The sequence below is a fragment of the Streptomyces erythrochromogenes genome, from assembly GCF_036170895.1.
Lineage (GTDB): Bacteria > Actinomycetota > Actinomycetes > Streptomycetales > Streptomycetaceae > Streptomyces > Streptomyces erythrochromogenes.
On sequence record NZ_CP108036.1, the window covers coordinates 5,557,752 to 5,581,011 of the forward strand.

The window sequence follows — 23,260 nt, forward strand, 5'->3', positions numbered from 1 at the left end:
CGGTCCGCGCGACCGGCGTACGCCGCCGTCCCCCGCCGCATCCATGGCCCCCCTGCGTCCCCGAGGAGTTCCCGCCCCATGCGCCACCCGCTGCACGTCGCCCTGTCCGTACCCGTCGGAGTACCGGCCCCGGCCCCGACCCCGGCGACGGCCGCCCGGCACCGCAAGCCGCGCAGGCCCTCGCCGGTGCGGAGCGCGCTGGCCGCGCTGGCCCTCGTACCCCCGGCGGGGCGGCTCGCGGCGGGGCTGGGGGCGGCGAGCGTGCTGGCCGCCACTGTGCTCACGGCGGTCGTGGACCCGGCCGCTCCGGTGGCTCCGGACCGGGTTCCGGCCCGGCAAAGCTCAACCTTTGCGCAAGTTTCAGGGAATTGAATGGTCACTGCACCCAACAGCTCCATAGGGTCGGTTCGTGCCTGACATATCAACGACCATGATCATCGTGCTGTGCGTGGCGGCCGCGGCGGCGGGCTGGATCGACGCGGTGGTCGGCGGCGGCGGCCTGCTGCTCCTGCCCGCACTCCTGCTGGGCCTGCCCAACGCGCACCCCGCCACCGTCCTCGGCACCAACAAGGCGGTGGCCATCGTCGGCACCGCCGGCGCGGCCGTGACGTACGTCCGCAAGGCCCCGGTGGACGTGAAGCTGGCCGTCCGCATCGGCCTGGCGGCGCTCGCCGGATCGATGGGCGGCGCCGCGCTCGCGGGTGGCATCAGCAAGGACGCGCTCCGCCCGATGATCATGGTGGTGCTCGTGATCGTCGCCGGGTTCGTGCTCTTCCGGCCCGGCTTCGGCACCGCGCCCTCCACCTCGCCCGTCAGCCGCGCCCGGGTGCTGCTCGCCATCGGGCTCGCCGGCCTCGGCATCGGCTTCTACGACGGCCTCATCGGGCCGGGCACCGGCACCTTCCTGGTGCTCGCGCTCACCGCCCTGCTCCACCTCGACCTGGTCACCGCCTCCGCCACCGCCAAGATCGTCAACTGCTGCACCAACGCGGGGGCGCTCGCGATGTTCGCCTACCAGGGCATGGTGCTGTGGCAGCTGGCCGCGCTGATGGCGGTGTTCAACCTGGCCGGCGGCATGATCGGCGCCCGGATGGCGCTCAAGAAGGGCAGCGGCTTCGTCCGCGGGGTGCTGCTGACCGTGGTCGGCGCACTGGTGGTCAAGCTCGGCCTGGAGCAGTGGGGCTGACCGGCCGGAGCCGCTCAGTACGTCCCGGTGAGGTGGGCGAAGACGACCACGTTGCCGCGGTAGCCCGTACGCGGTGAGAATCCGCCGCCGCAGGTGATCACCCGTAGCTCGGCGCGCGACGAAGGGCCGTACACGCGGGTGTCGGGGAAGGTCTTGGCGTCGTGGACCTCGACCGCGTGGACCGTGAACACGGCCGTGCGCCCGTCCGCGCGCGGGACCTCGATCGCGGCCCCGCGGCGCAGCGCGCCCAGGTGGTAGAAGACCCCCGGCCCGGCGGAGTCGTCCACGTGCCCGGCGATCACGGCGGTGCCGGTGGCGCCCGGGGTGGTGCCCTCGCGGTACCAGCCGGCGAGGTCCCGCCGGTCGGGCGGGGGCACTTCGAGGTGGCCGCCCCGGTCCAGCCCGAGCCCGACCAGCGGGGCGTCCACCTGGATGGAGGGGATCCTGATCCGGCCGGGCGGCGAGCCGGGGAGCGGGGCGATGCCGGGGCCGACGACCCCGGCGGCGGTCAGGGCCTCGGCCGGGGAGGGCAGCGGCGGCCCCACCGGCTCCCGGGAACCGCTGGTCACGAGCCAGATGCCGATGCAGGCGGCGAGCGCGACGAGTCCCCCGTGGCGGGCGGTCGGGCGGAAGTCGCCGGCCATGAAGAACCCCTCCGCCTCTCGTCCGAGGTGACTGGCCGTCGCCCGGCCCCGCGAACGGGGGGGGGACCTCGCGGGGCGGGCGACGGGGGACGGTACCGGTCGGACCGCGGCCTCAGCCGCGGTGGGCGTCCGTCAGCTCCGCGTGCCGCTCGCCCGGCGACGCAGGAGCCAGGTACCGCCGACGGTGGTCGCGGCCAGTACGGCCGCTCCCGCCGCGATCTTGGCGGGGTCGGTCGTGGTGGTCGTCCCACCGCCCACCCCGGAGTTGACGTGGCCCTGCGGGCCGCGTTCGGTGACCACCAGGTCGCCCGTCGCGAACTTGCCGTTCGCGCACGTCGCGCCGATGCCGTAGGTGCCGGGCCGGGTGCCGCGGGCCACCTGGAACTGCCCCACGACCACCTCCTTGTGGGTGCCCGGAACCAGCTTGAACCGGCCGCCGCCGACCGTGGTGGCATCGCCGTCGGCGTGGCTTCCCGGGCCGCAGGCCGTGGTGTTCACGGTGACGGTCGCGCCGGGGGCCGCCGACTTCGGCCAGACCTCCAGCGCGGCGAAGTCCCCGGGCGCGAAGCCCACCATGCCGAGGTCCGCGGCGGCGACCGCGCCGGCGACCGGGCCGGTGAACGCGACGGCGGTCAACGCGGTCGCGGTCAGCACGTGTGCGGTACGTCGGCGCATGGGACTCTCCCTGAAGACACGGGGTCGTGTATCCGAGGAAACCCGCCCCGCCCGGAGCGCGCCTGCTGATGTCCCGTCAGGTATGCCCCATTGCCTCCTGCCGCGGTTCGTTCGCGCAGGTCACCATGAGTGTGGAGCCATCCGGGCCACCCGCGCCGTCCGGGTGACCGGATGACCCGTACGGCCGCCGAGCGCCGCCGGGCGCCGACGGCGGACGCGCATCGAGGGCGGCCGGGCGCAGCCTCAGGCCGGCGGGAGCGTCACCGTGGTCGCCGCACCGCCGCCACGCGGGTTGGCGAGCCCGGCCCGCGCACCGATGACCTGCGCCTGCCCGGACGCCGGGAGCCGCTTCACGGGGTCTTCCTCCCGCCCCCGGCGGGAGGGGAGGCCGCCCCGGTCCCCTCGGCGTCGCAGTCGGGGCCGGACTTGCGCAAGCGCCGCTCGTCGTTGACGACCGTCATCCGGTGCCCGTCCCAGTGGTAGCGCACGGCCTGTTCCGAGCCGTCGTCGGCGGCGATGCGGACCAGCAGGTCGGTTCCGATGGTCTCGGCGGCCAGCTGCCGACCGATCGTGAACAGGACGGAGACGATGCTGTCCCCGGCCACCGCGTAGACGCTCAACGCCGAGCGGCCGGCAGGGCGGCGGCGAAGCGGCGGCGCGAAGGGGTCATGGACGTAGAACCGTGAGGTCGGAGGGGTGTGATCCGACGCTGAACGGCCCGGGTCACGGGCACCGGGACGTTGTGTAACAGCGGTGCGTACGGTGGGGGGGACGCAGCGAAGTCGGGACTTTCGGCCCGGCCGCGGAGCGCTGCGCCATACCCGAGGGAGGGCTCCGTGACATCGGTCGAACGGCCGCAAGAGACGACCACCGCCGAGCTCCCGTTCTTCGTGTACGGGACCCTGCGCCCCGGCGAGGTCAACCACGACCTGTTCCTGCGCGGCCGCACGGCCTCCGAGGAGCCCGCCACCCTCCCGGACGCTGTCCTCTACGACGGCCCGGGCTATCCGTACGCGGTCCACCGGCCGGGCACCGCCGTCGTCGGGGAGCTGATCACCGCGGAGCCCGGCACGTACCGGGAACTGCTGGCCGAGCTGGACCGGCTGGAGGAGTACGAGGGCCCGGGGCGGCCGGGGAACGTCTACGACCGGTTCGCCCGCGAGGCCCTGCGCCCCGACGGCACCACGGTGCGCGCCTGGGTCTATCTGGCGTCCCCGCTGATCGCCCGCGACCTGCGGGAAAGGGGGGCGGAGATACCCGGGGGCGACTGGTTCAACCGTTCCGCCGAGCCGTCCCGACACCCCTTGGGGTAGGGCCGGCTAGAGCCCTTCGGCGCCGCGGTTGCGCAGGCGCTGTCCGTACTGCTGGAGCACCCACAGCTCCTCCTGGACGGCGGCGTGCTGTTCCGGCGGGGCCTGCGGACTCAGGCGGGTCATGGTGCCCTGGATCTCCAGGACCCGGCGGTCGACGGCACGCAGGCGGACCTGGACGAGCTGCACCCCGGCGTAGACCTCGTCCACGGTCTTGGCGTGGATGGCTTCCACCGCCAGCTCCGTGACCATCGCGCGGACGGTGTCGTTCGGCGCGGCGTCGCGCACGCGGGCCAGGTAGCCGTCGTCGGCCTGCGAGGTGCCGCCCGCGTCCTGGATGGCCTGGCGGACCGCGGCGTAGGGCGGGGCGGTGAACTCGTCGATCCCGTACGCGTCGAACGCGGGGGAGACCAGGGCGGGACGCTGGAGCGCCAGCTTGAGCAGCTCGCGCTCGGTGCGGTGGGCCGGGCTGCGCAGGTTGAGGGCGGGGCCGCCGCCACCGGCCGGCGGCGGCGTCGGCGCGGGGACCGGCTGCTGGGCGCGGCCCCGGCCCTGCGGCTGCGGCTGGTTGCCGCGCTCGCGCGCCCATCGCGCGAGCTGCGCCACCCGCTTGACGACGAACTGCTCGTCGAGGATGCCCAGCATGCCCGCCAGCTGGACCGCCGACTCGTGCTGGATCGAGAGGTCCTTGATGCTCGCGACGACCGGTGCGGCCTCGGCCAGTGCGGCCGCCCGTCCCGCCGGGTTCTCCAGGTTGTGCCGGGAGACGATGTGCCGCAGGGCGAACTCGAACAGCGGGGTGCGGGCCTCCACCAGGCCGGCGACGGCCGCGTCGCCCTGTGCGAGGCGCAGGTCGCAGGGGTCCATCCCGCCGGGGGCGATGGTGATCGAGGTTTCGGCCGCGAACTTCTGGTCGTCCTCGAAGGCCCGCAGGGCCGCCTTCTGTCCGGCCGCGTCGCCGTCGAAGGTGAAGATCACCTCGGCGGTGGCGTTGTCCATCAGCAGCCGGCGGAGGATCTTGATGTGGTCCCCGCCGAAGGAGGTGCCACAGGTCGCGATGGCGGTGGTGACGCCGGCCAGGTGGCAGGCCATCACGTCCGTGTAGCCCTCGACGACCACGGCCCGGGAGGTCTTGGCGATCTCCTTCTTGGCCAGGTCGATGCCGTACAGCACCTGGGACTTCTTGTAGATCGCCGTCTCGGGGGTGTTCAGGTACTTCGGCCCGTTGTCGTCGTCGCGCAGCTTGCGCGCGCCGAAGCCGACGACCTCGCCGCTGGTGTCGCGGATCGGCCACATCAGCCGGCCGCGGAAGCGGTCGATCGGCTTGCCGCTGCGGCTGTCCTGGGCGAGCCCGGAGGTGATCAGCTCCTTGTCGGTGAAGCCCTTGCCGCGCAGGAAGCGGGTCAGGTGGTCCCAGCCGGCCGGGCTGTATCCGACGCCGAAGTGGGCGGCCGCGGCCTGGTCGAAGCCGCGCTCCGCCAGGAACTTGCGGCCGATCTCGGCTTCGGGGCCGTCCAGCTGGTCGACGTAGAACCGGGCGGCTTCCCGGTGCGCCTCGACCAGCCGGATGCGCTCGCCGCGGCCGCTGGTGCCGGCGGTGTAGCCGCCCTCCTCGTAGCGCAGGGTGATCCCGGCCAGGCCGGCCAGGCGCTCCACCGCCTCGGAGAAGGAGAGGTGGTCGATCTTCATGACGAAGTCGAGGGTGTCCCCGCCCGCCTGGCAGCCGAAGCAGTGGTAGAGGCCCTTGCTGGGGCTCACCTGGAAGGAAGGGGACTTCTCGTCGTGGAAGGGGCACAGGCCCTTGAGGTTGCCTCCGCCCGCGTTGCGCAGCTGGAGGTAGTCGGAGACCACGGCGTCGATCGGGACCGCGTCCCGTACCGCCTTCACGTCGTCGTCATTGATCCGTCCTGCCACCCGTGAAGTCTACGGCCGGGCGCGGACAAACCCGTCAGGCCCCCTCCGCCGGGATCAGCGAGGCAAGCGGAACCGACGGGTCCGAAAGAGCCTCGCGGTCCACGGGTGCCTTTGACCTGATCAGGGCCTGGATGTGCTCGGTGACGTCCCACACGTTCACGTTCATTCCGGCCAGGACGCGCCCCTCGGAGAGCCAGAAGGCGATGAACTCCCGCTTGCCGGCGTCGCCGCGGATCAGCACCTGGTCGTAGCCGCCGGGCGGGGCGTATCCCGAGTACTCCAGGCCCACGTCGTACTGGTCCGAGAAGAAGTACGGCACCCGGTCGTAGGCGACGTCGTGCCCCAGCATCGCCCGGGCGGCGGCCGGGCCGCCGTTCAGCGCGTTGGCCCAGTGCTCGACCCGCAGCCGGGTGCCGAGCACCGGGTGGTGGGCCGCCGCCACGTCACCGACCGCGTAGACGTCCGGGTCGGAGGTGCACAGGGAGGCGTCCACGGCGATCCCGCCGCCGTGCTCCCGGTCGACCAGGGCCAGCCCGGAGGTCTCGGCGAGGGCCGTCCGCGGCGCGGCCCCGATCGCGGCGAGCACCGCGTGCGCGGGGTGCTCCTCGCCGTCGTCGGTGCGGGCGGCCAGCACCATGCCGTCCTGGCCGATGATCTCGGTCAGCCGGGCGCCGAAGTGGAAGCGCACCCCGTGGTCGGCGTGCAGGTCGCCGAAGAGCCGGCCGATCTCGGGGCCGAGCACGGCGTGCAGCGCGGTGGCCTCCGGTTCGACGACGGTCACCTCGGCGCCGTACCCGCGGGCCGCGGCGGCGACCTCCAGGCCGATCCATCCGGCGCCCGCGATCAGCAGGTGGCCGTTGTCCCGGCCGAGGCCGGCGAGGACGTGGCGCAGCCGCTCGGCGTGGGCGAGGCGGCGCAGGTGGTGCACGCCGGCCAGGCCGGTGCCGGGGATGTCCAGGCGGCGCGGCTCGGCGCCGGTGGCGAGCAGCAGCTTGTCGTAGTGGACGACGGTGCCGTCCCCGAGGACCACCCTCTTGGCTTCCCGGTCGAGGTGCACGGCCGGCTGGCCGAGGTGCAGCTCGATGTCGGAGGCCGCGTACCAGGACGGCTCGTGGACGAAGACGCTCTCGCGCTCCTCCTTGCCCGTCAGGTAGCCCTTGGACAGCGGGGGGCGCTCGTACGGATGGTCACGCTCGTCGCCGATCAGGATCACCCGCCCCGTGAACCCCTCGGCCCTCAGCGTTTCGGCCGCCTTCGCCCCGGCGAGCCCCGCGCCGACGATGACGAATGTCCGGTGTGCGTCGACCACCTGATGCCTCCTCATAACCTCTACGCCACATGCGACCACATGCGAGCGTCCCGCACTGAGCCTGCCGCGTGAAGGGGGAGTGGCTCGATCAGCTCACCCTTCGGCGCGTCGGGTGCGCCGGGTGAGGCGTGCGTGCAGGGAACGCGCGGAAGCGTCGGTGAGACACGCGATCTGGTCGATGACGGCCCGCTTCCTGGCCCTGTCGTCCGCGGCGGCGTCGAAGATGGCCCGGAACTGCGGGTCCAGGCCCTCGGGGGCGCGGGCGCTGAGCGCCTCGGCCAGTTCGGCCAGGACGATGCGCTGGTCGGCGCGGATGCGCTCCTGCTCGTCGCGCTGCATGACGTACAGGTCGGCGACCGCCTTGAGGACCGCGCACTCGTTGCGCGCGTCCCGCGGGACCACCAGTTCGGCGCCGTACCGGGTGAGGCGGCCCGAGCCGTACGCCTCCCGGGTGGCTCCTTCGGCGGCCAGGCAGAAGCGGCCGATCAGCTGGCTGGTGGCGTCCTTCAGGCGGGCCTGGGCGACGGCGGAACCGTCGTACCCGTGCGGCCACCACTCCTGCTCCATCAGCCGGTCGAGGGCGGCCCGCAGCTCGTCGGGGGAGGTGTCGGCGGGGACGTACCGGCCGATGGCGACCTGCCAGATCGCCGCCCGCTCGGGCTCGGCGAAGAGGAGGTTCGGGTCGAGGTGTCCGGCGTGCAGGCCGTCCTCGAAGTCGTGGACGGAGTAGGCGACGTCGTCGGCCCAGTCCATGACCTGGGCCTCGAAGCACTTGCGGTCGGCGGGGGCGCCGAGGCGCAGCCACTCGAAGACCGGCAGGTCGTCCTCGTACGCCCCGAACTTGACCGAGTCGGGGTCGGTCGGGTGGTCGCCGCGGGCCCAGGGGTACTTGGTGGCGGCGTCCAGGCAGGCCCGGGTGAGGTTGAGGCCGACGCTGACCGGCCGCCCGCTCGCCGCGTCGGGCACGAACCGCTTGGGCTCCAGCCGCGTCAGCAGGCGCAGCGACTGGGCGTTGCCCTCGAAGCCGCCGCAGTCCTTGGCGAACTCGTTGAGCGCTTCCTCGCCGTTGTGGCCGAAGGGCGGGTGGCCCATGTCGTGCGAGAGGCAGGCGGCTTCGACGAGGTCGGGGTCGCAGCCGAGCGCGGCGCCGAGCTCCCGTCCGACCTGGGCGCACTCCAGGGAGTGCGTGAGGCGGGTACGGGGGCTGGCGTCCCAGTCGTAGGAGCGGGTGCCGGGCGTGACCACCTGGGTCTTCCCGGCGAGGCGGCGCAGCGCGGCGGAGTGCAGCACGCGGGCGCGGTCGCGCTGGAAGGCGGTGCGGCCGGGGCGTTTGTCGGGCTCGGCGGCCCAGCGCTCGGTGTCGGCCGGGTCGTAGGGCGAGTAGAGGTCGTCTGCGGGGGCGTGCGCGGTGCCTTCCATGACAAGACGGTAACCGCAACGACTGACAAACCGGGATCAGGCGGAGACGAGTTCCGGCCGGGGGAGGGCGGCGGGGCGGCCCAGGGCCTCGTCGTAGCGGCGCAGCAGCAGGCGGGCCAGGGCCGGGTGGTCACCCAGCGGGGAGGCCGCGGGGCCGGGCGAGGCCGCGGCGGTCTGGGTGGCGAAGCGGCCGGGAGCGGCGAAGTACGAGGCCACGGCCGTCCGGTGGTGGCCGCGGGCAGCCAGGGCCCGGACGGCCTCGGGGACACTGGGCGTCGCGGCCGAGGCGTAGGCGGGCACCACGGGGACGCCGCCGAGGCGGCCGGCGAGCAGCGCGGCGGTGCGGCGGGTGTCGGCCGCCGAGTCGGGGTCGCGGGAGCCGGCGGCGGCGAGCACCACGGCGGTGCCGGGGGTCCAGCCGGCCTCCAGGAGCCGCTCGTACAGGGCCTCGACGAGCAGCGGGTGCGGGCCCAGCGGGGCGGCGACGCAGGTGCGCAGGTGGCCGGCCCGGGCGGCGGCCGCGGGGAGGTCGTGCTTGACGTGGTACCCGCGGCCGAGCAGCAGCGGGACGAGCACGGCCGCGCCGGACGTCCCGCGCAGGGTGTCGTCGAGCAGCGGCTCGTTCAGCTCGATGTGGCCGAGCCGGACGTCGAGCCGCGGGCGGAGCTCGCGGACCCGTTCGAGGAGGGCGAGGGCGGTGTGCAGGGCGCGGGGGTCGCGGCTGCCGTGGGCCACGGCGACGAGGGCGGGCTGCTGCATGGGCGGTCTCCGAGGGGGCGGGTGCGGGGCGGTCGCAGTCCGCTGAGCTGCGTGCCGAGTTGGGCGGTGATCCGGGTCAGCAGCTCGGCCGCGCTGCCGAACGGGAGGGAGGGGAGGGAAGGGAGGGAGAGGCTGTCGGAAGGGTGCACCGGCTCCGTCATGAACCGATCCTGCGGGCTGCAGATTGCGGGTGCGTTGCGCCGGGGTGACGGGTGTTTGCGGGGTGCTCACTCGATCGTTCGTACGGGTGAAAGGGGGCGGTGGCGGAACTCCGGGCACGGCGGTGATCGTCAATGTGTGCGAACGGTGTGTGCGGGCGGTGTGCGGGAGGGGCGGTCATGGAGATCAAGGGCTGGGCGAGGGCGAGGGCGAGGGCGGTGGCGGTGGTGGGGCCGAAGGTGCGGGCGAGGACAGGGGCCCTGGTGCGCGCGGTGGCGGACCGGCGGCCGGGACGGCCGCGGCGGCTGCGGGGAGTCCGGGGCAGACGGCTGGCGGTGCAGACCGTCATGGCGGCCTGTGTGCTGGCGCTGCTGCCGTCGGCGTGGACGCACGCGTCGGCCGCCGACCGGCTGCGGACGACGGCCGACGCGCCCGCCGCCGACGTGGCGGTGGTGTTCGGGGCCGGCCTGTGGCGGGGGCGGCCCACGCCCTATCTGGCCGACCGGCTCGACGCCGCGGCCGAGCTGTACCGCACGGGCAAGGTCAGAGTGGTGCTGGTCACCGGGGACAACAGCCGCAAGGAGTACGACGAGCCCGACGCCATGCGCAGGTACCTGACCGAACACGGGGTTCCGGACACGCAGATCGTCAGCGACTACGCCGGCTTCGACACCTGGGACTCCTGTGTGCGGGCCAAGGAGATCTTCGGGGTCGAGCGGGCCGTGCTGGTCACCCAGGGCTTCCACATACGCAGGGCCGTCGCCCTGTGCCAGGCGGCGGGCCTGGACTCGTACGGCGTCGGGGTGGCCGACGTGCACGACGCCACCTGGTACTACGGCCAGACGCGCGAGTTCTTCGCATCGGGCAAGGCGGCACTGGACGCGGCCCTCAAGCCCTCCCCGCGGTTCCTGGGCCCGAAGGAGGAAGGGGTGACGCGGGCCCTGGCGGCTCTGGCAGACTGACGCAACGCTGCATGTGCCGATTAGTCATATGCCTGATCGGTCGCTACGAGCGTCAGGGGTGTGGAACGTGACCGGAGTGGATCTGAGCGGCAAGGTCGTCGTCGTCACCGGCGGAGCCCGCGGTCTGGGCGCGGCGACGGCGCAGGCCGTCACCGACGGCGGCGGCCGGGTGCTGATCACCGACGTGCTGGAGGCGGAGGGCGCCGAGACCGCCGCGAAGCTGGGCGGCGCGGCACGCTTCATCGGGCACGACGTGACCAGCGAGGACGACTGGGCGGCGGCGCTGGAGTACGCGGTCGCCGAGTTCGGCCGGATCGACGGCCTCGTCAACAACGCCGGCATAGCCTCCGGCCGGCTGCTGGAGCACGAGAGCGTCGAGAGCTTCCGCCGCGTCGTCGAGATCAACCTGGTCGGCGTGTTCATCGGGATCAGGACCGCGATCCCGCTGCTGCGCGCGAACGGCGGCGGGTCCATCGTCAACATCTCCTCCGCCGCGGGCCTGACCGGCCTCGCGCTCACCGCCGGCTACGGCGCGTCCAAGTGGGGTGTGCGCGGCCTGTCGAAGATCGGGGCGGTGGAGCTCGCCGAGGCCGGGATCCGCGTCAACTCCGTGCACCCCGGCATGACGCTGACCCCCATGACCGCCCCGGTCGGCATCCAGGCGGGCGAGGGCAACTACCCGGGCGCCCCCATGGGCCGCGTCGGCGTCCCCGAGGAGGTGGCCGCCGCGGTCGCGTTCCTCCTCTCCGACGCCGCCGCCTACATGACGGGCGCCGAGCTCGCGGTCGACGGCGGCTGGACGGCGGGCCTGACGGCAAAACACCTGACCGCCCGCTGACACCGCCCACCGCCGGCCCACGGCTTCCGGCCCACGGCTTCCGGCGCCCCGCCCCCGACGTGTCCGGTGCTCGCCGTGTCCGGCGGGCACCGCGTTCCGCGCCCGCCGTGTCCCGCGCCCGCTCCCGTCCGACGGCCGCATAACCGCGTGCCGTCGACCGGGGTGCCGGGCTACGGTCCGCCCTGTGCAACACGACGACCACACCACCGCACCCCTGCTGCGCGACGTCCTCCCCGGGCTGAGCGCCGAACTCGTGCGGCTGCTGGAGGAGGAGGGCGAACGCGATCTCGCCATCTGCGCCCACGACCTCCGCCTCCTCGCCGACTGCGGCTGCGGCGACGACTTCTGCCAGAGCTTCCGCACCGAGCCCCACCCGCCGGGGACGCCCTACGGGCCGGGCCACCGCAACGTGGCACTGTTCCCGGCCCGCGGGTACCTGATCCTCGACGTCGTCCACGGCCGGATCATGTTCGTGGAGGTCCTCGACAGGCCCGAGCTGCGGCCGGCCCTCACCGCTGCCCTCACCGGCGGCGGCGCACCGCGCTGAGGTGGAGCACCCCGAGCCGTAACGCGGGGCGGCGGCCCGTGTAACACCGCCGACGCACGCTGGACCGTATGCACACCCCGGGAGCAACCGCCGCCACCGCCACGCACTGCCCCTACTGCGCGCTGCAGTGCGGGATGAACCTGCGCCCCGAGCCGGGCGGCGCGGGCGTGGCGGTGGAGGAGCGCGCCGACTTCCCGGTCAACCGGGGCGCGCTGTGCGGGAAGGGCCGCACCGCTCCCGCCGTGCTCTCCTCCCGGGTGCGCCTGACCGAGCCGCTCGTCCGCACCCACGCAGGGCGGCTCGAACCCGCCACCTGGGAGGAGGCCCTCGACACCGTCGCAGCAGGCCTCGCCCGCACGGCCCGCGCGCACGGACCGGACGCCGTCGGCGTCTTCGGCGGCGGCGGCCTCACCAACGAGAAGGCGTACGCGCTCGGCAAGTTCGCCCGCGTCGCCCTGCGCACCTCGCAGATCGACTACAACGGCCGCTTCTGCATGTCCTCGGCCGCCGCCGCCCACCAGAAGGCCTTCGGGCTCGACCGCGGCCTGCCCTTCCCGCTGGAGGACATCCCCCGCACCGGCTGCGTGATCCTCGTCGGCTCGAACCTGGCCGAGACCATGCCGCCCGCCCTGCGCTACCTCACCGAGCTCAAGGCCAACGGCGGCACCCTCATCGTCATCGACCCGCGCCGCACGCGCACCGCCGAACAGGCCGACCTGCACCTGGCCCCGCGCCCCGGCACCGACCTCGCCCTCGCCCTCGGCCTCCTGCACCTCCTGGTCGCCGACGGCCGCACCGACGAGGAGTTCATCGCCGCCCGCACCACCGGCTGGGAAGCGGCCCGGGCCGCCGCCATGGCCCACTGGCCCGAGCTGGTGGAACGGATCACCGGCGTCCCCGTCCCCGCCCTGCGCGAGGCGGTCGGCCTCTTCTGCGCCCCGGACTCCGCGATGGTGCTGACCGCACGCGGCCCGGAGCAGCAGTCCAAGGGCACCGACACCGTCGGCGCCTGGATCAACCTGTGCCTGGCCACCGGCCGGGCCGGCCGCCCCCTCTCCGGCTACGGCTGCCTCACCGGCCAGGGCAACGGCCAGGGCGGCCGCGAGCACGGGCAGAAGGCCGACCAGCTCCCCGGCTACCGCAAGCTCACCGATCCGGCCGCGCGGGCCCACGTCGCCGGGGTCTGGGGCGTCGACCCCGACAGCCTCCCCGGACCCGGCCGCAGCGCCTACGAACTCCTCGACGCCCTCGGCACCGACGTGAAGTCCCTCCTCCTGATGGGCTCCAACCCGGTGGTCTCGGCGCCGCGCGCCGCACACATCGAGGACCGGATCCGCTCACTGGACTTCCTCGCCGTGGCCGACGTCGTCCTCTCCGAGACGGCCGCCCTCGCCGACGTCGTCCTCCCCGTCACCCAGTGGGCGGAGGAGACCGGCACCACCACCAACCTGGAGGGCCGCGTCCTGCTGCGCCGCCGCGCCCTCACCCCGCCCCCGGGCGTCCGCAGCGACCTGGAGGTCCTGCACGGGCTCGCCGCCCGCCTCGGCGTCGAGAAGGGCTTCCCCACCGACCCCGAGGAGGTCTTCGACGAACTGCGCCGCGCCTCGGCCGGCGGCCCGGCGGACTACTCGGGCATCAGCTACGACCGCATCCAGGCCGAACAGGGCGTCTTCTGGCCCTGCCCCGAGGGCTCGCCCGGCACCGAGCGCCTCTTCCTGGACCGCTTCGCCACCGAGGACGGCCGGGCCCGCTTCGTCCCCGTCACCCACCGCGACGCCGCCGAGGTCCCCGACGCCGACTACCCGCTCCTGCTCACCACCGGCCGCGTGGTCGCCCAGTACCAGTCCGGCGCCCAGACCCGCCGGGTGGACGAGCTCAACGAGGCAGCCCCCGGCCCCTTCGTGGAACTCCACCCCCGCCTCGCCGCCCGACTCGGCGCGGTCGACGGCAGCCCCCTGGCGGTCACGTCCCGCCGCGGCCGCGCGGTGGCCCCGGCGCGCATCACGGACGCCATCCGCGCGGACACGGTCTTCATGCCCTTCCACTGGCCGGGCGAGGGCCGCGCCAACACCCTGACCAACCCGGCCCTCGACCCCACCTCCCGCATGCCGGAGTTCAAGGTCTGCGCGGTCCGTGTCGAGCCGGCCTAGAAGACGTCCTCGAAGGTCGGGCGCAGGGCCTCCACCAGACGGGCCAGGAAGACCTCCTCCCCGGGGGCGGCCAGCTGCGGGTACTCCGCCTCGAAGTGCTCCCACTCGGCGCCCACGCAGCCCTCGGGGGCGATGTGCACGATGTCCAGCAGCTCCACGTCCCGGTTCGGCTGCGGGGCCTCGCCCGCCTGCCGGAACACCTCCTGGAGCAGCGCGTTCGGCAGCCGGTGCCGTTCTGCCAGCAGGACCGCGTCGTACAGGTCCTTGCCCTGCGGGTGCCGGTCGCTGATGAGCCACAGCACCTTCCAGGCCAGTGACAGGGCCGGCGTCGCCGCGAGGACCACCGCCCCGCAGGCGAGTTCGGCCGGCTCCGGTGCCACCGGCAGACGCTCGTTGAAGACGAAGTCCAGCTGGACCTGCCCGTCCGGCAGACCGGGCACGGACCACGGCAGCACCATGCGCCGCCCCGGCACCCGGTCGTAGGTCCAGATGTCCTCCGACACCGCCCCCGAGGCCTTGATCCCGGCCCGTCCGTCGGCCGCCGCCGCGATGCCGTCCAGCATCCGGCCGGTCCGGCCGTCCTCCATCCGCCAGGTCTCGGGAACGACCACGAAGTCCAGGTCGCCGGGCTCCCTGGCCTCCTCCCCGAACCGGTCGGCGAGCAGCACGCTGCCCCGCAGCACCAGCGAGCCCGCCCACTCGGACTCCGAGACCGCCAGCAGGACCGCGTCCATCGCCGCCCGCCGCGCCCGCACCCAGGCGGCGGTCCGCTCCGGGTCGTCGAAGACCGGGTCGCCGGCCCGGTAGCCCTGGAAGTTGTGCCGCAGCGACGGGTCGAAGACCGCCCGCTGCCGTACGTCGTCCCCGACGACCGGACGCAGCGTCCGCGGCAGGTGCCGGGCCGCCCGCGTCTCCTCGTCCAGGGGCTCGCTCGGCAGGTGCGTGCTGCTGATGCCGAACTCCCGCCACGAGCTCATCGGGCGCCCTCCCCGAAGGTCTTCTCCCACAGCGCCGGCATCCGGTCCTCCTGCCGGCGACCGGAACGGTCGACGCCGGCGTAGCCCGTCCAGCCCGTCCAGCCCGTCCAGCCGGTCCCCCTCGAACCGCTCGAACGCGTCCGCGGTCTCGGCGGTGACCCGCTCCGCCGCCTCCGCCGCCTCCGCCACGGCACCCATCCCGGCCGTGGAGGTGCGCGGCAGCTCGTGCTCGCGTGCCCGCCGGAGGCTGCCGACCGCGTTTCGCGCGTTCGTCACGCTCATGCCGTCGCCTCCTGCCCGATCCAGCCGTCGTCCACCGACAGGTCACTGTCGTACAGCACGAACTCCCGCTCTCCCGTGCCCATTTCGTACCCGGCCGAGCCGAGCGCCTCGACCAGCGCGTCGAAGGCCGCACCCGCACCGGCCGCCCCCTCCGCGCCGCGCCACCGCTGCGTCACGAACCGCGTGTGCCAGCCCCCGCCCCCTACCCGGCGCGCGTTCCACGACAGGTGCGCCCCGTGCGGGGCCACCAGGGCCTCCAGCGCCGGGCGGTCGAAGTCCGCGGGCAGCAGCACCTTGAGGTGGTGCTCGAAGTAGCCGCCGCCCGGCCCCGGGAGGTCCGTGGTCCAGGGGACCGTCTCCACCTTGACCCGCACCGGATCGAAGCCGTCCGCCCGCAGCTGCGGCACCAGCCGCTCGTGGCCCGTGCGGTCCCGCAGGGTCAGCATCGGCTGCGACACCATCCGTCCCCGCGCCAGCTGGATGTGGGTCACCTTCAACTCCCGCGCAGCGGCCCAGGCATCGAGCCGCGCCAGCTCCGCCGCGTCCGCGCAGCGCACCGTCACGTGGGTTTCGTACTCATGCATGGAGCCGATCATCTCGGACATGTGTCCGATCCGCATCGGGGTTCCCGGCAGGGGGTAACCATCGGTCACGCGCCGGACTCAGAAAGTGCTCGCACGCCCCTCGTGGCAGCGATGTGTCTTACCCCACACTGAATGCGGTGCCCCCGTCCTCGGAGCCCTGGAGGTCGCCCCCGTGCAGACCCGGACCCTGACCGTGAACGCGAGCGAGTCCTCGGAGGCCAAAGCCGTGGACGAAGAGCCCGAGGTACTGGAGCTGATCGAGCCGGTTCCTGTACAGCGCAGGCGGGACAGCGACGGGAGCGGGAGCGGAGCGGGACCCTCCGCCGACCTGTTCCGGCAGTACCTGCGCGAGATAGGCAGGATCCCGCTGCTCACCGCCGCCGAGGAGGTGGACCTGGCGCGGCGCGTCGAAGCCGGGCTGTTCGCCGAGGAGAAGCTCGGCACCACCCCCGACCTCGACTCCCAGCTCGCCGTCGACCTCGACCGGCTGGTCGTCATGGGGCGCATGGCCAAACGCCGCCTCATCGAGTCGAACCTGCGGCTGGTCGTCTCCGTCGCGAAGCGGTACGTCGGCCGCGGGCTCACCATGCTCGACCTGGTCCAGGAGGGGAACCTCGGGCTGATCCGGGCCGTCGAGAAGTTCGACTACGCCCGCGGGTACAAGTTCTCCACCTACGCCACCTGGTGGATCCGGCAGGCGATGTCCCGGGCCCTCGCCGACCAGGCCCGGACCATCCGGGTGCCCGTCCACGTCGTCGAGCTGATCAACCGCGTCGTCCGCGTACAGCGCCGGATGCTCCAGGAACGCGGCTACGAGCCCACCGCCGAAGAGGTCGCCGTCCACCTGGAGCTGACCCCCGAGCGGGTCCTGGAAGTGCTGCGGCTCGCCCAGGAGCCGGTCTCCCTGCACGCCCCCGTCGGCGAGGAGGACGACGTCGCGCTCGGCGACCTCATCGAGGACGGGGACGCCGCCTCCCCCGTGGAGTCGGCCGCCTTCTTCCTGCTGCGCGAGCACCTGGAAGCGGTCCTGTCGACCCTCGGCGAACGCGAGCGCAAGGTCGTGCAGTTGCGCTACGGGCTCGCCGACGGACGGCCGCGCACCCTGGAGGAGATCGGCCGGATCTTCGGCGTGACGCGCGAGCGGATCCGCCAGATCGAGTCCAAGACCCTCAACAAGCTGCGCGACCACGCCTTCGCCGACCAGCTGCGCGGCTACCTCGACTGAAGCGGGCACGGCACCACGGCACCCGGCCGGAACGGGAAAGGGCGCCCCGGAGGACGCCCCCACCCGCTCGCGCCGCCGCGGTCAGTCGACCTCGGCGACCGCCTGGGCGAACTGCGCCGCGTACAGGCGGGCGTAGGCGCCGCCCGACGCCAGCAGCTCCTCGTGCGTGCCCTGTTCCACGATCGAGCCGCTCTCCATCACCAGGATCAGGTCGGCGTCGCGGATCGTGGAGAGCCGGTGCGCGATCACGAAGGACGTACGGCCGTGCGCGAGCCGCGCCATCGCCTTCTGGATCAGCACCTCCGTGCGGGTGTCCACCGAGCTCGTCGCCTCGTCGAGGACCAGGATCACCGGGTCCGACAGGAACGCCCGGGCGATGGTGATCAGCTGCTTCTCGCCCGCGCTGACGCCCGCGCCCTCGTCGTCCAGCACGGTGTCGTAGCCGTCCGGCAGCGTCCGGACGAACCGGTCCGCGTGCGCCGCCCGCGCAGCCTCCTCGATCTCGGCGCGCGTGACCTCGCGCGAAGCGCCGTACGCGATGTTCTCCGCGATGGTGCCGCCGAACAACCAGGTGTCCTGGAGCACCATGCCGATGCCGCCGCGCAGCTCCTCGCGGGTCATCTTGGCGATGTCCACCCCGTCCAGGGCGATCTCCCCGCCCGTGACCTCGTAGAACCGCATCAGCAGGTTCACCAGGGTCGTCTTGCCGGCGCCCGTCGGGCCGACGATCGCGACCGTGTGGCCCGGGTCCACCGAGAGCGAGAGGTTCTCGATCAGCGGGCGGTCCGGCTCGTAGCGGAAGGCCACCTTGTCGAAGGTGACCTGGCCGCGCAGTTCCTGCGGACGCTCCGGCACGTCGGCGTCGCGCTCCTGCTCCGGGGCGTCCAGCAGCTCGTAGACCCGCTCCGCCGAGGCGACACCGGACTGCACGAGGTTCGCCATCGACGCGACCTGCGTCAGCGGCATCGAGAACTGCCGCGAGTACTGGATGAAGGCCTGCACGTCACCGATCGACAGGGTGCCGGAGGCGACCCGCAGCCCGCCGACCACCGCGATCAGCACGTAGTTGATGTTCGAGATGAAGAACATCACCGGCTGCATGATGCCGCTGACCAGCTGCGCCTTGAACGAGGCCCGGTACAGCGCCTCGTTCTGCTCGGCGAAGACCGCCGCGGACTCCTTCTGCCGGCCGAAGACCTTGACCAGGTTGTGCCCCGAGTACATCTCCTCGATGTGGGCGTTGAGCGTGCCGGTCGTCTTCCACTGCTCCACGAAGTGCGGCTGCGACTTCTTGCCGATCTTCGCGGCGACGTAGACCGAGACCGGTACGGTCCCCACCGCGACCAGCGCCAGCAGCGGCGAGATCCAGAACATCATGGCGAGCACGCCGACGATGGTCAGCAGCGAGTTCAGCAGCTGACCCATCGTCTGCTGCAGCGTCTGGCCGATGTTGTCTATGTCGTTGGTGGCCCGGCTCAGCACCTCGCCGCGCTTCTGCTGGTCGAAGTACGACAGCGGCAGCCGCGACAGCTTCGCCTGGAGCTCCTCGCGCATCCGGTAGAGGGTGCCGTTCATGACGTGGTTCGACAGCCGGGTGGCGACCAGCATCAGCAGGCCCGCCAGGGTGAAGACCACCAGCGCCCAGATCGCCACGACCCCGACCGCGCCGAAGTCGATGCCCTGGCCCGGGGTGAAGTCGGTACCGGACAGCATGTCCGCCATGCCGTCGTCGCCCCGCGCGCGCATCCCGTCCAGCGCCTGCTGCTTCGTCACACCGGCCGGCATCTCCCGGCCGACGATGCCCGCGAAGACCAGGTCGGTCGCCTCGCCGAGGATCTTCGGCCCGACGACCGCGCAGGCGACACTGCCGACGACGGCCAGGACCATGCCCCACAGCTTGGCCCGGTCCTGTGCGATCTGGCCCAGCAGCCGTTTGCCCGATCCCTTGAAATCCAGGGACCGCTGGGCCGGCCCCATCATCATCCGTCCTCCGGGCCCGCTCATGCGGCCTCCGCCTCCGTCAGCTGGGAGAGCACGATCTCCCGGTAGGTCTCGTTGCCGGCCATCAGCTCGTGGTGGCGTCCCTCGCCCACGACCTGCCCCTCGTCCAGGACGATGATCCGGTCGGCGTCGCGGATCGTGGCGACCCGCTGGGCGACGATGACCACGGTCGCGTCCTCGGTCTCGCGGGCGAGCGCCGCGCGCAGCGCCGCGTCCGTCGCGTAGTCCAGGGCCGAGAAGGAGTCGTCGAAGAGGTAGATCTCCGGGCGCTGCACGAGCGTGCGGGCGATGGCCAGACGCTGGCGCTGGCCACCGGAGACGTTGGTGCCGCCCTGGGTGACGGGAGCCTCCAGGCCGCCCTCCAGCGCCGAGACGAACTCCTTGGCCTGGGCCACTTCCAGGGCCTGCCACAGCTCTTCGTCGCTGGCGTCCGGGCGCCCGTAGCGCAGGTTGGAGGCGACGGTGCCGGAGAACAGGTAGGGCTTCTGCGGCACCATGCCGACCGTCCTCGCCAGCAGTTCGGGGTCGAGTCCGCGCACGTCCTCCCCGTCGACCAGCACCTCGCCGCCGGTCGCGTCGAACAACCGCGGGACCAGGCCCAGCAGCGTGGACTTGCCGCTTCCGGTGGAGCCGATCACCGCCGTGGTCTCGCCGGGTCGGGCCACCAGGTCCACGCCGCGCAGGACCGGGGCCTCGGCGCCCGGGTAGTGGAAGTCGGCGCCGCGCAGCTCCAGGAGTCCGCTGCGGGTGAGTTCGCGCACCGGGTCGGCGGGCGGGACGACGCTGGACTCGGTGTCCAGCACCTCCTGGATGCGTTCGGCGCAGACCTCGGCGCGGGGCACCATCATGAACATGAAGGTGGCCATCATCACGGACATGACGATCTGCATCAGGTAGGCGAGGAAGGCCGTCAGCTGGCCGATCTCCATGCCGCCGCTGTCGACGCGCATCGCACCGAACCAGATGACGGCGACGCTGGAGATGTTCACGACCACGATCACGGTCGGGAACATGAGGGCCAGCAGCTTGCCCGCGGCCAGCGAGACCCCGGTGAGGTCGGCGTTGGCCTCGCGGAAGCGGTCCTTCTCGTAGTCGTCGCGGACGAAGGCGCGGATCACCCGGTTGCCGGTGATCTGCTCGCGCAGCACCCGGTTCACCGTGTCCAGGCGCTCCTGCATCTGGCGGAACAGCGGCCGCGTCCTGAAGACGATGGCGCCGACCGCGATCCCGAGCACGGGTACCACGGCCAGCAGGACGCCCGACAGCTTCACGTCCAGGGAGAGCGCCATGGCGATGCCGCCGACGCACATGATCGGCGCCGAGACCATCAGGGTGAAGGTCATGAGCACCAGCATCTGGACCTGCTGGACGTCGTTCGTCGTACGGGTGATCAGGGACGGGGCGCCGAACTGGCCGAGCTCCCGCGCGGAGAAGCTCTGCACCCGGTCGAAGACGGCGGCGCGGACGTCGCGACCGACGGCCGCGGCCGTGCGGGCGCCGTAGTAGACGGCCCCGACGTTGCAGACGAGCTGGACGAGCGAGACGCCGAGCATCAGCGCGCCGAAGCGCAGGATGTATCCGGTGTCGCCGTTGACGACACCGTTGTCGATGATGTCGGCGTTGAGTGTGGGCAGGTAGAGGCTGGCACTGGTCTGCAGCAGTTGCAGCAGGACCAGCGCCGCGATGGGTTTCCGGTACGGGCCCAGGTGGGTCCGCAGAAGTCGTATGAGCACGCGCAGGCTCCGGTCGGCAATCGAGGGGGTTCAACCCATCTTCGGCCAATCGGCCCACGGATCCCCACCGGATTTCGCAAAGGCCGGTCAAAAGGACCAGCCCCGCCGCGGGGGTCCTACGACCCCCGCCGCCGCCCGGTCAGAACGCCCCGGGGTGGATCTGCTCCCGCGTCGCGATGTACTGCTGGCGCACGCCCTGCCACGCCGGGAAGTCCTCTCCCGGCTCGAAGACCTGCGCCGCGGGGGCCGGCCAGACCGGCGGGGTGTGCGGGGCCAGCGTGCCCTGCGCCACACCGAGGGCCCAGGCCGCCTGGCGGGCCGCGCCCAGCGCCGCATAGTCCGCCGGCGCCGGCACGACGATCTGCGTCCCGAACAGTCCGGGGGCCGCAGCCTGCACGGCGGGCAGCTCCGCGGCCGCGCCCAGCAGGAACACCCGGCGGATCTCGACCCCGCGCGAGCGCAGCACGTCCAGGGCGTCCACGAGGCCGCACAGCATGCCCTCGAAGGCCGCCCGGGCCAGGTGCTCCGGCTTCATGGAGTCCCGGCGCAGCCCGGTGAGGGTGCCGGCGGAGTGCGGCAGGTTCGGCGTCCGCTCACCCTCCAGGTACGGCAGGAGCACGAGGCCGTGCGCGCCCGGCGTCGACTTCAGCGCGAGGTCGGACAGCCCCTCCAGGTCGGTGCCGAGCAGCTCGGCGGTGCCGCGCAGGGCCCGTACGGCGTTCGAGGTGTTCACCACGGGCAGGTGCATGCCGGTGGCGTCGGCCAGGGAGGTGATCAGCCCGCCCGGCTCCGACAGCGCCTCGTGGTGCACCGCCATCACCGAACCGGAGGCGCCCAGCGAGACCACCGCGTCGCCGCGGCCCAGCCCCAGGCCGAGGGCCGCGGCCATCGTCTCGCCGGTACCGGCGGATATCAGCAGCCCCTCGGGCGTGGTCCCGGCCGCGTCGGCCGGGCCGAGCACCTCGGGCAGCAGCGCCCGGTGCCCGAGCGCCAGCTCGACCAGGTCGGGCCGCCAGGCTCCGGCGGCCGCCGACCAGTAGCCGGTTCCGGAGGCGCCGCCGCGGTCGGTGGTGCGGCGGGCCGGGCGGCCCAGCAGCTGCCAGACCAGCCAGTCGTGCGGGGACATCAGCACGGCCACCCGCCGGGCCGCCTCGGGCTCGGCGCGGGCCAGCCAGGCCAGCTTCGCGACGGGCTGGGCGGAGTGCGGGACCGAGCCCACCGCCTCGGCCCAGGCGTGCCGCCCGCCGAGGGCCTCCGTGAGGTCGGCGGCCGCGACCTGGCCGCGCTTGTCGTTGCCGACGAGGGCCGGGCGCACCAGCGCGCCCTGCGGGTCCAGCGGCAGCAGGCCGTGCTGCTGCGCGGAGACGCCGATGGCCTGGACGCCCTCCAGGATCCCGCCGCCGGCGGCCTCGCCGAGCGAGAGCAGCCAGGCCTGTGGATCGGTCTCGTGGGGGTTGGCGCCGTCGGGTTCGCCCACGGGCTGCGGATGGGGTGCGTACCCCTGGCGCAGCACGGCGCCGGTCTCGGTGTCACAGACGACGATGCGTGTGAAGGCGGAAGAGCTGTCCAGCCCGGCGACTATCCCCATGCGGAGAATTCTGCCGCACGCGGGGCCGGTCCTGACCGCCCGGAGCCCCTGAAACCACATGGGTCCCAGGGGCTCCGGGTACGGCCGGTGACGCGTCAGGTGTTGCTGGTGCCCCAGTCGTCGTCGGCGATCCCGCCGCCGGCCCGGCCGCGCAGTCCGCGGACCCGTCCGGCGAGCGAGTCCGGCACGGCGTCGCCGACCTTCTCGCTCACCACGGCGAAGGCCTTCCCGGCGTACTCCCGCCCGGTGTGGCCCGCGGTCTCGGCGGCGTTGCGCACCGCCGGGTTCTGCGCGATCTGGCGGGCGGACTTCTTCAGCTGTTCGTAGCGCTCGCGCCCGGCCCGGGTCCCGAGCACGTACCCGAGGGCCAGTCCGACCACGAACGTGACCTTGTACCGCATGCCTGTCACCCTTCGTCGTGTGGTGCCCGGCCCGCTGGCGATACCGATTGGCGGAGCACCCCCCTGCTTGCGCTAATCTATGTCTCGCAGCGGGCGCTCGCCCCCCGGCAAGGCCGGAGGTGGGCTGTTCGATGCACCGCAGCAATCCCCTGTAGCTCAATTGGCAGAGCAGCCGGCTGTTAACCGGCAGGTTACTGGTTCGAGTCCAGTCGGGGGAGCGCAGTCCCCTGTAGCTCAATTGGCAGAGCATTCGGCTGTTAACCGGAGGGTTGCTGGTTCGAGTCCAGCCGGGGGAGCAGGAAGAGGAGAGGGCCCTACGGGGCCCTCTTCTTTCTTTGCCGCCCTTTTCGGGAACCGGGCAGCCCGCAGCGCGGTCTCTCTGAACAGGCGAAGCCGATCATGCGAGGCATCCGAAGCAGGAGATCGTATGAGCGGCTATGCTGCGGCAGACGGCGCGCACAGATGTACGCGCCACGCCGTGAAGGGGCGGTAGCTCAGCCGGTTAGAGCAGCGGACTCATAATCCGTCGGCCGTGGGTTCGAGTCCCACCCGCCCCACCACGAGCCGCAGGTGCAGAAACGATTGCACCTGCGGCTT

Annotated in this window: 21 protein-coding genes and 3 tRNA genes; 11 read left to right on the plus strand and 13 right to left on the minus strand. The window is 73.2% G+C overall.

What is annotated here, in order from left to right; translation table 11 throughout:
- The first annotated feature begins 78 nt into the window (after positions 1 to 78).
- Positions 79 to 372 (plus strand): hypothetical protein, encoded by a 294-nt coding sequence (locus OHA91_RS25355; protein ID WP_158714686.1) that lies wholly within the window; start codon positions 79 to 81, stop codon positions 370 to 372.
- Positions 373 to 409: 37 nt separating this feature from the next.
- Positions 410 to 1,186 (plus strand): sulfite exporter TauE/SafE family protein, encoded by a 777-nt coding sequence (locus OHA91_RS25360; protein ID WP_030819368.1) that lies wholly within the window; start codon positions 410 to 412, stop codon positions 1,184 to 1,186.
- 14 nt (positions 1,187 to 1,200) lie between these two features.
- Here OHA91_RS25360 and OHA91_RS25365 read toward each other — a convergent pair whose 3' ends face one another.
- From OHA91_RS25365 to OHA91_RS25375, 3 genes are all read right to left on the minus strand, one after another.
- Positions 1,201 to 1,830 (minus strand): class F sortase, encoded by a 630-nt coding sequence (locus tag OHA91_RS25365; RefSeq protein WP_328740075.1) that lies wholly within the window; start codon positions 1,828 to 1,830, stop codon positions 1,201 to 1,203.
- Between the two features lie 132 nt (positions 1,831 to 1,962).
- Positions 1,963 to 2,505 carry a hypothetical protein gene (locus OHA91_RS25370; protein WP_328740076.1) on the minus strand — a complete coding sequence of 181 codons (543 nt, stop codon included), beginning with the start codon at positions 2,503 to 2,505 and terminating at the stop codon, positions 1,963 to 1,965.
- A 350-nt stretch (positions 2,506 to 2,855) separates the two neighbouring features.
- Positions 2,856 to 3,110, minus strand: a complete 255-nt coding sequence (locus OHA91_RS25375) for a hypothetical protein (protein WP_328740077.1) — start codon at positions 3,108 to 3,110, stop codon at positions 2,856 to 2,858.
- Between the two features lie 231 nt (positions 3,111 to 3,341).
- Here OHA91_RS25375 and OHA91_RS25380 point away from each other — a divergent pair, with 231 nt between their 5' ends.
- Positions 3,342 to 3,818: a gamma-glutamylcyclotransferase family protein gene (locus tag OHA91_RS25380; protein ID WP_051892531.1), complete on the plus strand. Its 477-nt coding sequence runs from the start codon at positions 3,342 to 3,344 to the stop codon at positions 3,816 to 3,818.
- 6 nt (positions 3,819 to 3,824) lie between these two features.
- Here OHA91_RS25380 and dnaG read toward each other — a convergent pair whose 3' ends face one another.
- The 4 genes from dnaG to OHA91_RS25400 form a co-directional block, all read right to left on the minus strand.
- On the minus strand, positions 3,825 to 5,729 hold the full coding sequence (gene dnaG / locus OHA91_RS25385) for a DNA primase (protein ID WP_031145823.1): 1,905 nt from the start codon (positions 5,727 to 5,729) through the stop codon (positions 3,825 to 3,827).
- A 34-nt stretch (positions 5,730 to 5,763) separates the two neighbouring features.
- Positions 5,764 to 7,038 (minus strand): NAD(P)/FAD-dependent oxidoreductase, encoded by a 1,275-nt coding sequence (locus OHA91_RS25390; RefSeq protein ID WP_031145826.1) that lies wholly within the window; start codon positions 7,036 to 7,038, stop codon positions 5,764 to 5,766.
- A 93-nt stretch (positions 7,039 to 7,131) separates the two neighbouring features.
- On the minus strand, positions 7,132 to 8,457 hold the full coding sequence (locus OHA91_RS25395; RefSeq protein WP_031145828.1) for a deoxyguanosinetriphosphate triphosphohydrolase: 1,326 nt from the start codon (positions 8,455 to 8,457) through the stop codon (positions 7,132 to 7,134).
- A 36-nt stretch (positions 8,458 to 8,493) separates the two neighbouring features.
- Entirely contained in the window at positions 8,494 to 9,216 is a 723-nt protein-coding gene (locus tag OHA91_RS25400) for a sirohydrochlorin chelatase (protein ID WP_051892533.1), read from the minus strand.
- 506 nt (positions 9,217 to 9,722) lie between these two features.
- Between OHA91_RS25400 and OHA91_RS25405 the strand changes: the two genes are divergently transcribed.
- The 4 genes from OHA91_RS25405 to OHA91_RS25420 all read left to right on the plus strand — a co-directional run bounded on the left by OHA91_RS25405 (position 9,723) and on the right by OHA91_RS25420 (position 13,872).
- Positions 9,723 to 10,337, plus strand: a complete 615-nt coding sequence (locus OHA91_RS25405; protein ID WP_328741171.1) for a SanA/YdcF family protein — start codon at positions 9,723 to 9,725, stop codon at positions 10,335 to 10,337.
- A gap of 67 nt (positions 10,338 to 10,404) precedes the next feature.
- On the plus strand, positions 10,405 to 11,175 hold the full coding sequence (locus OHA91_RS25410; protein ID WP_031145832.1) for a glucose 1-dehydrogenase: 771 nt from the start codon (positions 10,405 to 10,407) through the stop codon (positions 11,173 to 11,175).
- Positions 11,176 to 11,359: 184 nt separating this feature from the next.
- Entirely contained in the window at positions 11,360 to 11,722 is a 363-nt protein-coding gene (locus tag OHA91_RS25415) for a hypothetical protein (protein ID WP_245239966.1), read from the plus strand.
- 68 nt (positions 11,723 to 11,790) lie between these two features.
- The gene (locus OHA91_RS25420; RefSeq protein WP_328740078.1) at positions 11,791 to 13,872 is read left to right on the plus strand and encodes a molybdopterin oxidoreductase family protein; all 2,082 of its coding nucleotides are present in this window, start codon (positions 11,791 to 11,793) and stop codon (positions 13,870 to 13,872) included.
- Here the strand turns inward: OHA91_RS25420 and OHA91_RS25425 are convergent.
- Complete coding sequence (locus OHA91_RS25425) at positions 13,869 to 15,131, minus strand: nucleotidyl transferase AbiEii/AbiGii toxin family protein (RefSeq protein WP_328740079.1); 1,263 nt, start codon at positions 15,129 to 15,131, stop codon at positions 13,869 to 13,871. The two genes, OHA91_RS25420 and OHA91_RS25425, sit on opposite strands and share 4 nt — an antisense overlap.
- Positions 15,128 to 15,715 carry a hypothetical protein gene (locus OHA91_RS25430; protein ID WP_245239967.1) on the minus strand — a complete coding sequence of 196 codons (588 nt, stop codon included), beginning with the start codon at positions 15,713 to 15,715 and terminating at the stop codon, positions 15,128 to 15,130. The genes OHA91_RS25425 and OHA91_RS25430 overlap by 4 nt, the downstream gene beginning before the upstream one ends.
- A 172-nt stretch (positions 15,716 to 15,887) precedes the next feature.
- On the opposite strand from OHA91_RS25430, the gene OHA91_RS25435 reads away from it, so the two are divergent.
- Entirely contained in the window at positions 15,888 to 16,940 is a 1,053-nt protein-coding gene (locus OHA91_RS25435; protein WP_266501440.1) for an RNA polymerase sigma factor, read from the plus strand.
- Positions 16,941 to 17,021: 81 nt separating this feature from the next.
- Here the strand turns inward: OHA91_RS25435 and OHA91_RS25440 are convergent, their stop codons facing one another.
- From OHA91_RS25440 to OHA91_RS25455, 4 genes are all read right to left on the minus strand, one after another.
- Positions 17,022 to 18,944, minus strand: a complete 1,923-nt coding sequence (locus OHA91_RS25440) for an ABC transporter ATP-binding protein (protein WP_031145847.1) — start codon at positions 18,942 to 18,944, stop codon at positions 17,022 to 17,024.
- Complete coding sequence (locus tag OHA91_RS25445) at positions 18,941 to 20,674, minus strand: ABC transporter ATP-binding protein (protein ID WP_031145849.1); 1,734 nt, start codon at positions 20,672 to 20,674, stop codon at positions 18,941 to 18,943. The genes OHA91_RS25440 and OHA91_RS25445 overlap by 4 nt, the downstream gene beginning before the upstream one ends.
- Positions 20,675 to 20,813: 139 nt before the next feature.
- Entirely contained in the window at positions 20,814 to 22,262 is a 1,449-nt protein-coding gene (locus OHA91_RS25450; protein WP_031145852.1) for an FGGY family carbohydrate kinase, read from the minus strand.
- A 95-nt stretch (positions 22,263 to 22,357) separates the two neighbouring features.
- The gene (locus OHA91_RS25455) at positions 22,358 to 22,663 is read right to left on the minus strand and encodes a hypothetical protein (protein WP_031145854.1); all 306 of its coding nucleotides are present in this window, start codon (positions 22,661 to 22,663) and stop codon (positions 22,358 to 22,360) included.
- 145 nt (positions 22,664 to 22,808) lie between these two features.
- Between OHA91_RS25455 and OHA91_RS25460 the strand changes: the two genes are divergently transcribed.
- The 3 genes from OHA91_RS25460 to OHA91_RS25470 all read left to right on the plus strand — a co-directional run bounded on the left by OHA91_RS25460 (position 22,809) and on the right by OHA91_RS25470 (position 23,223).
- A tRNA-Asn gene (locus tag OHA91_RS25460) sits at positions 22,809 to 22,881 on the plus strand.
- A gap of 5 nt (positions 22,882 to 22,886) precedes the next feature.
- Positions 22,887 to 22,959: transfer RNA gene (locus OHA91_RS25465), tRNA-Asn, on the plus strand.
- 187 nt (positions 22,960 to 23,146) lie between these two features.
- Positions 23,147 to 23,223: transfer RNA gene (locus OHA91_RS25470), tRNA-Ile, on the plus strand.
- The last annotated feature ends 37 nt before the right edge of the window (positions 23,224 to 23,260 follow it).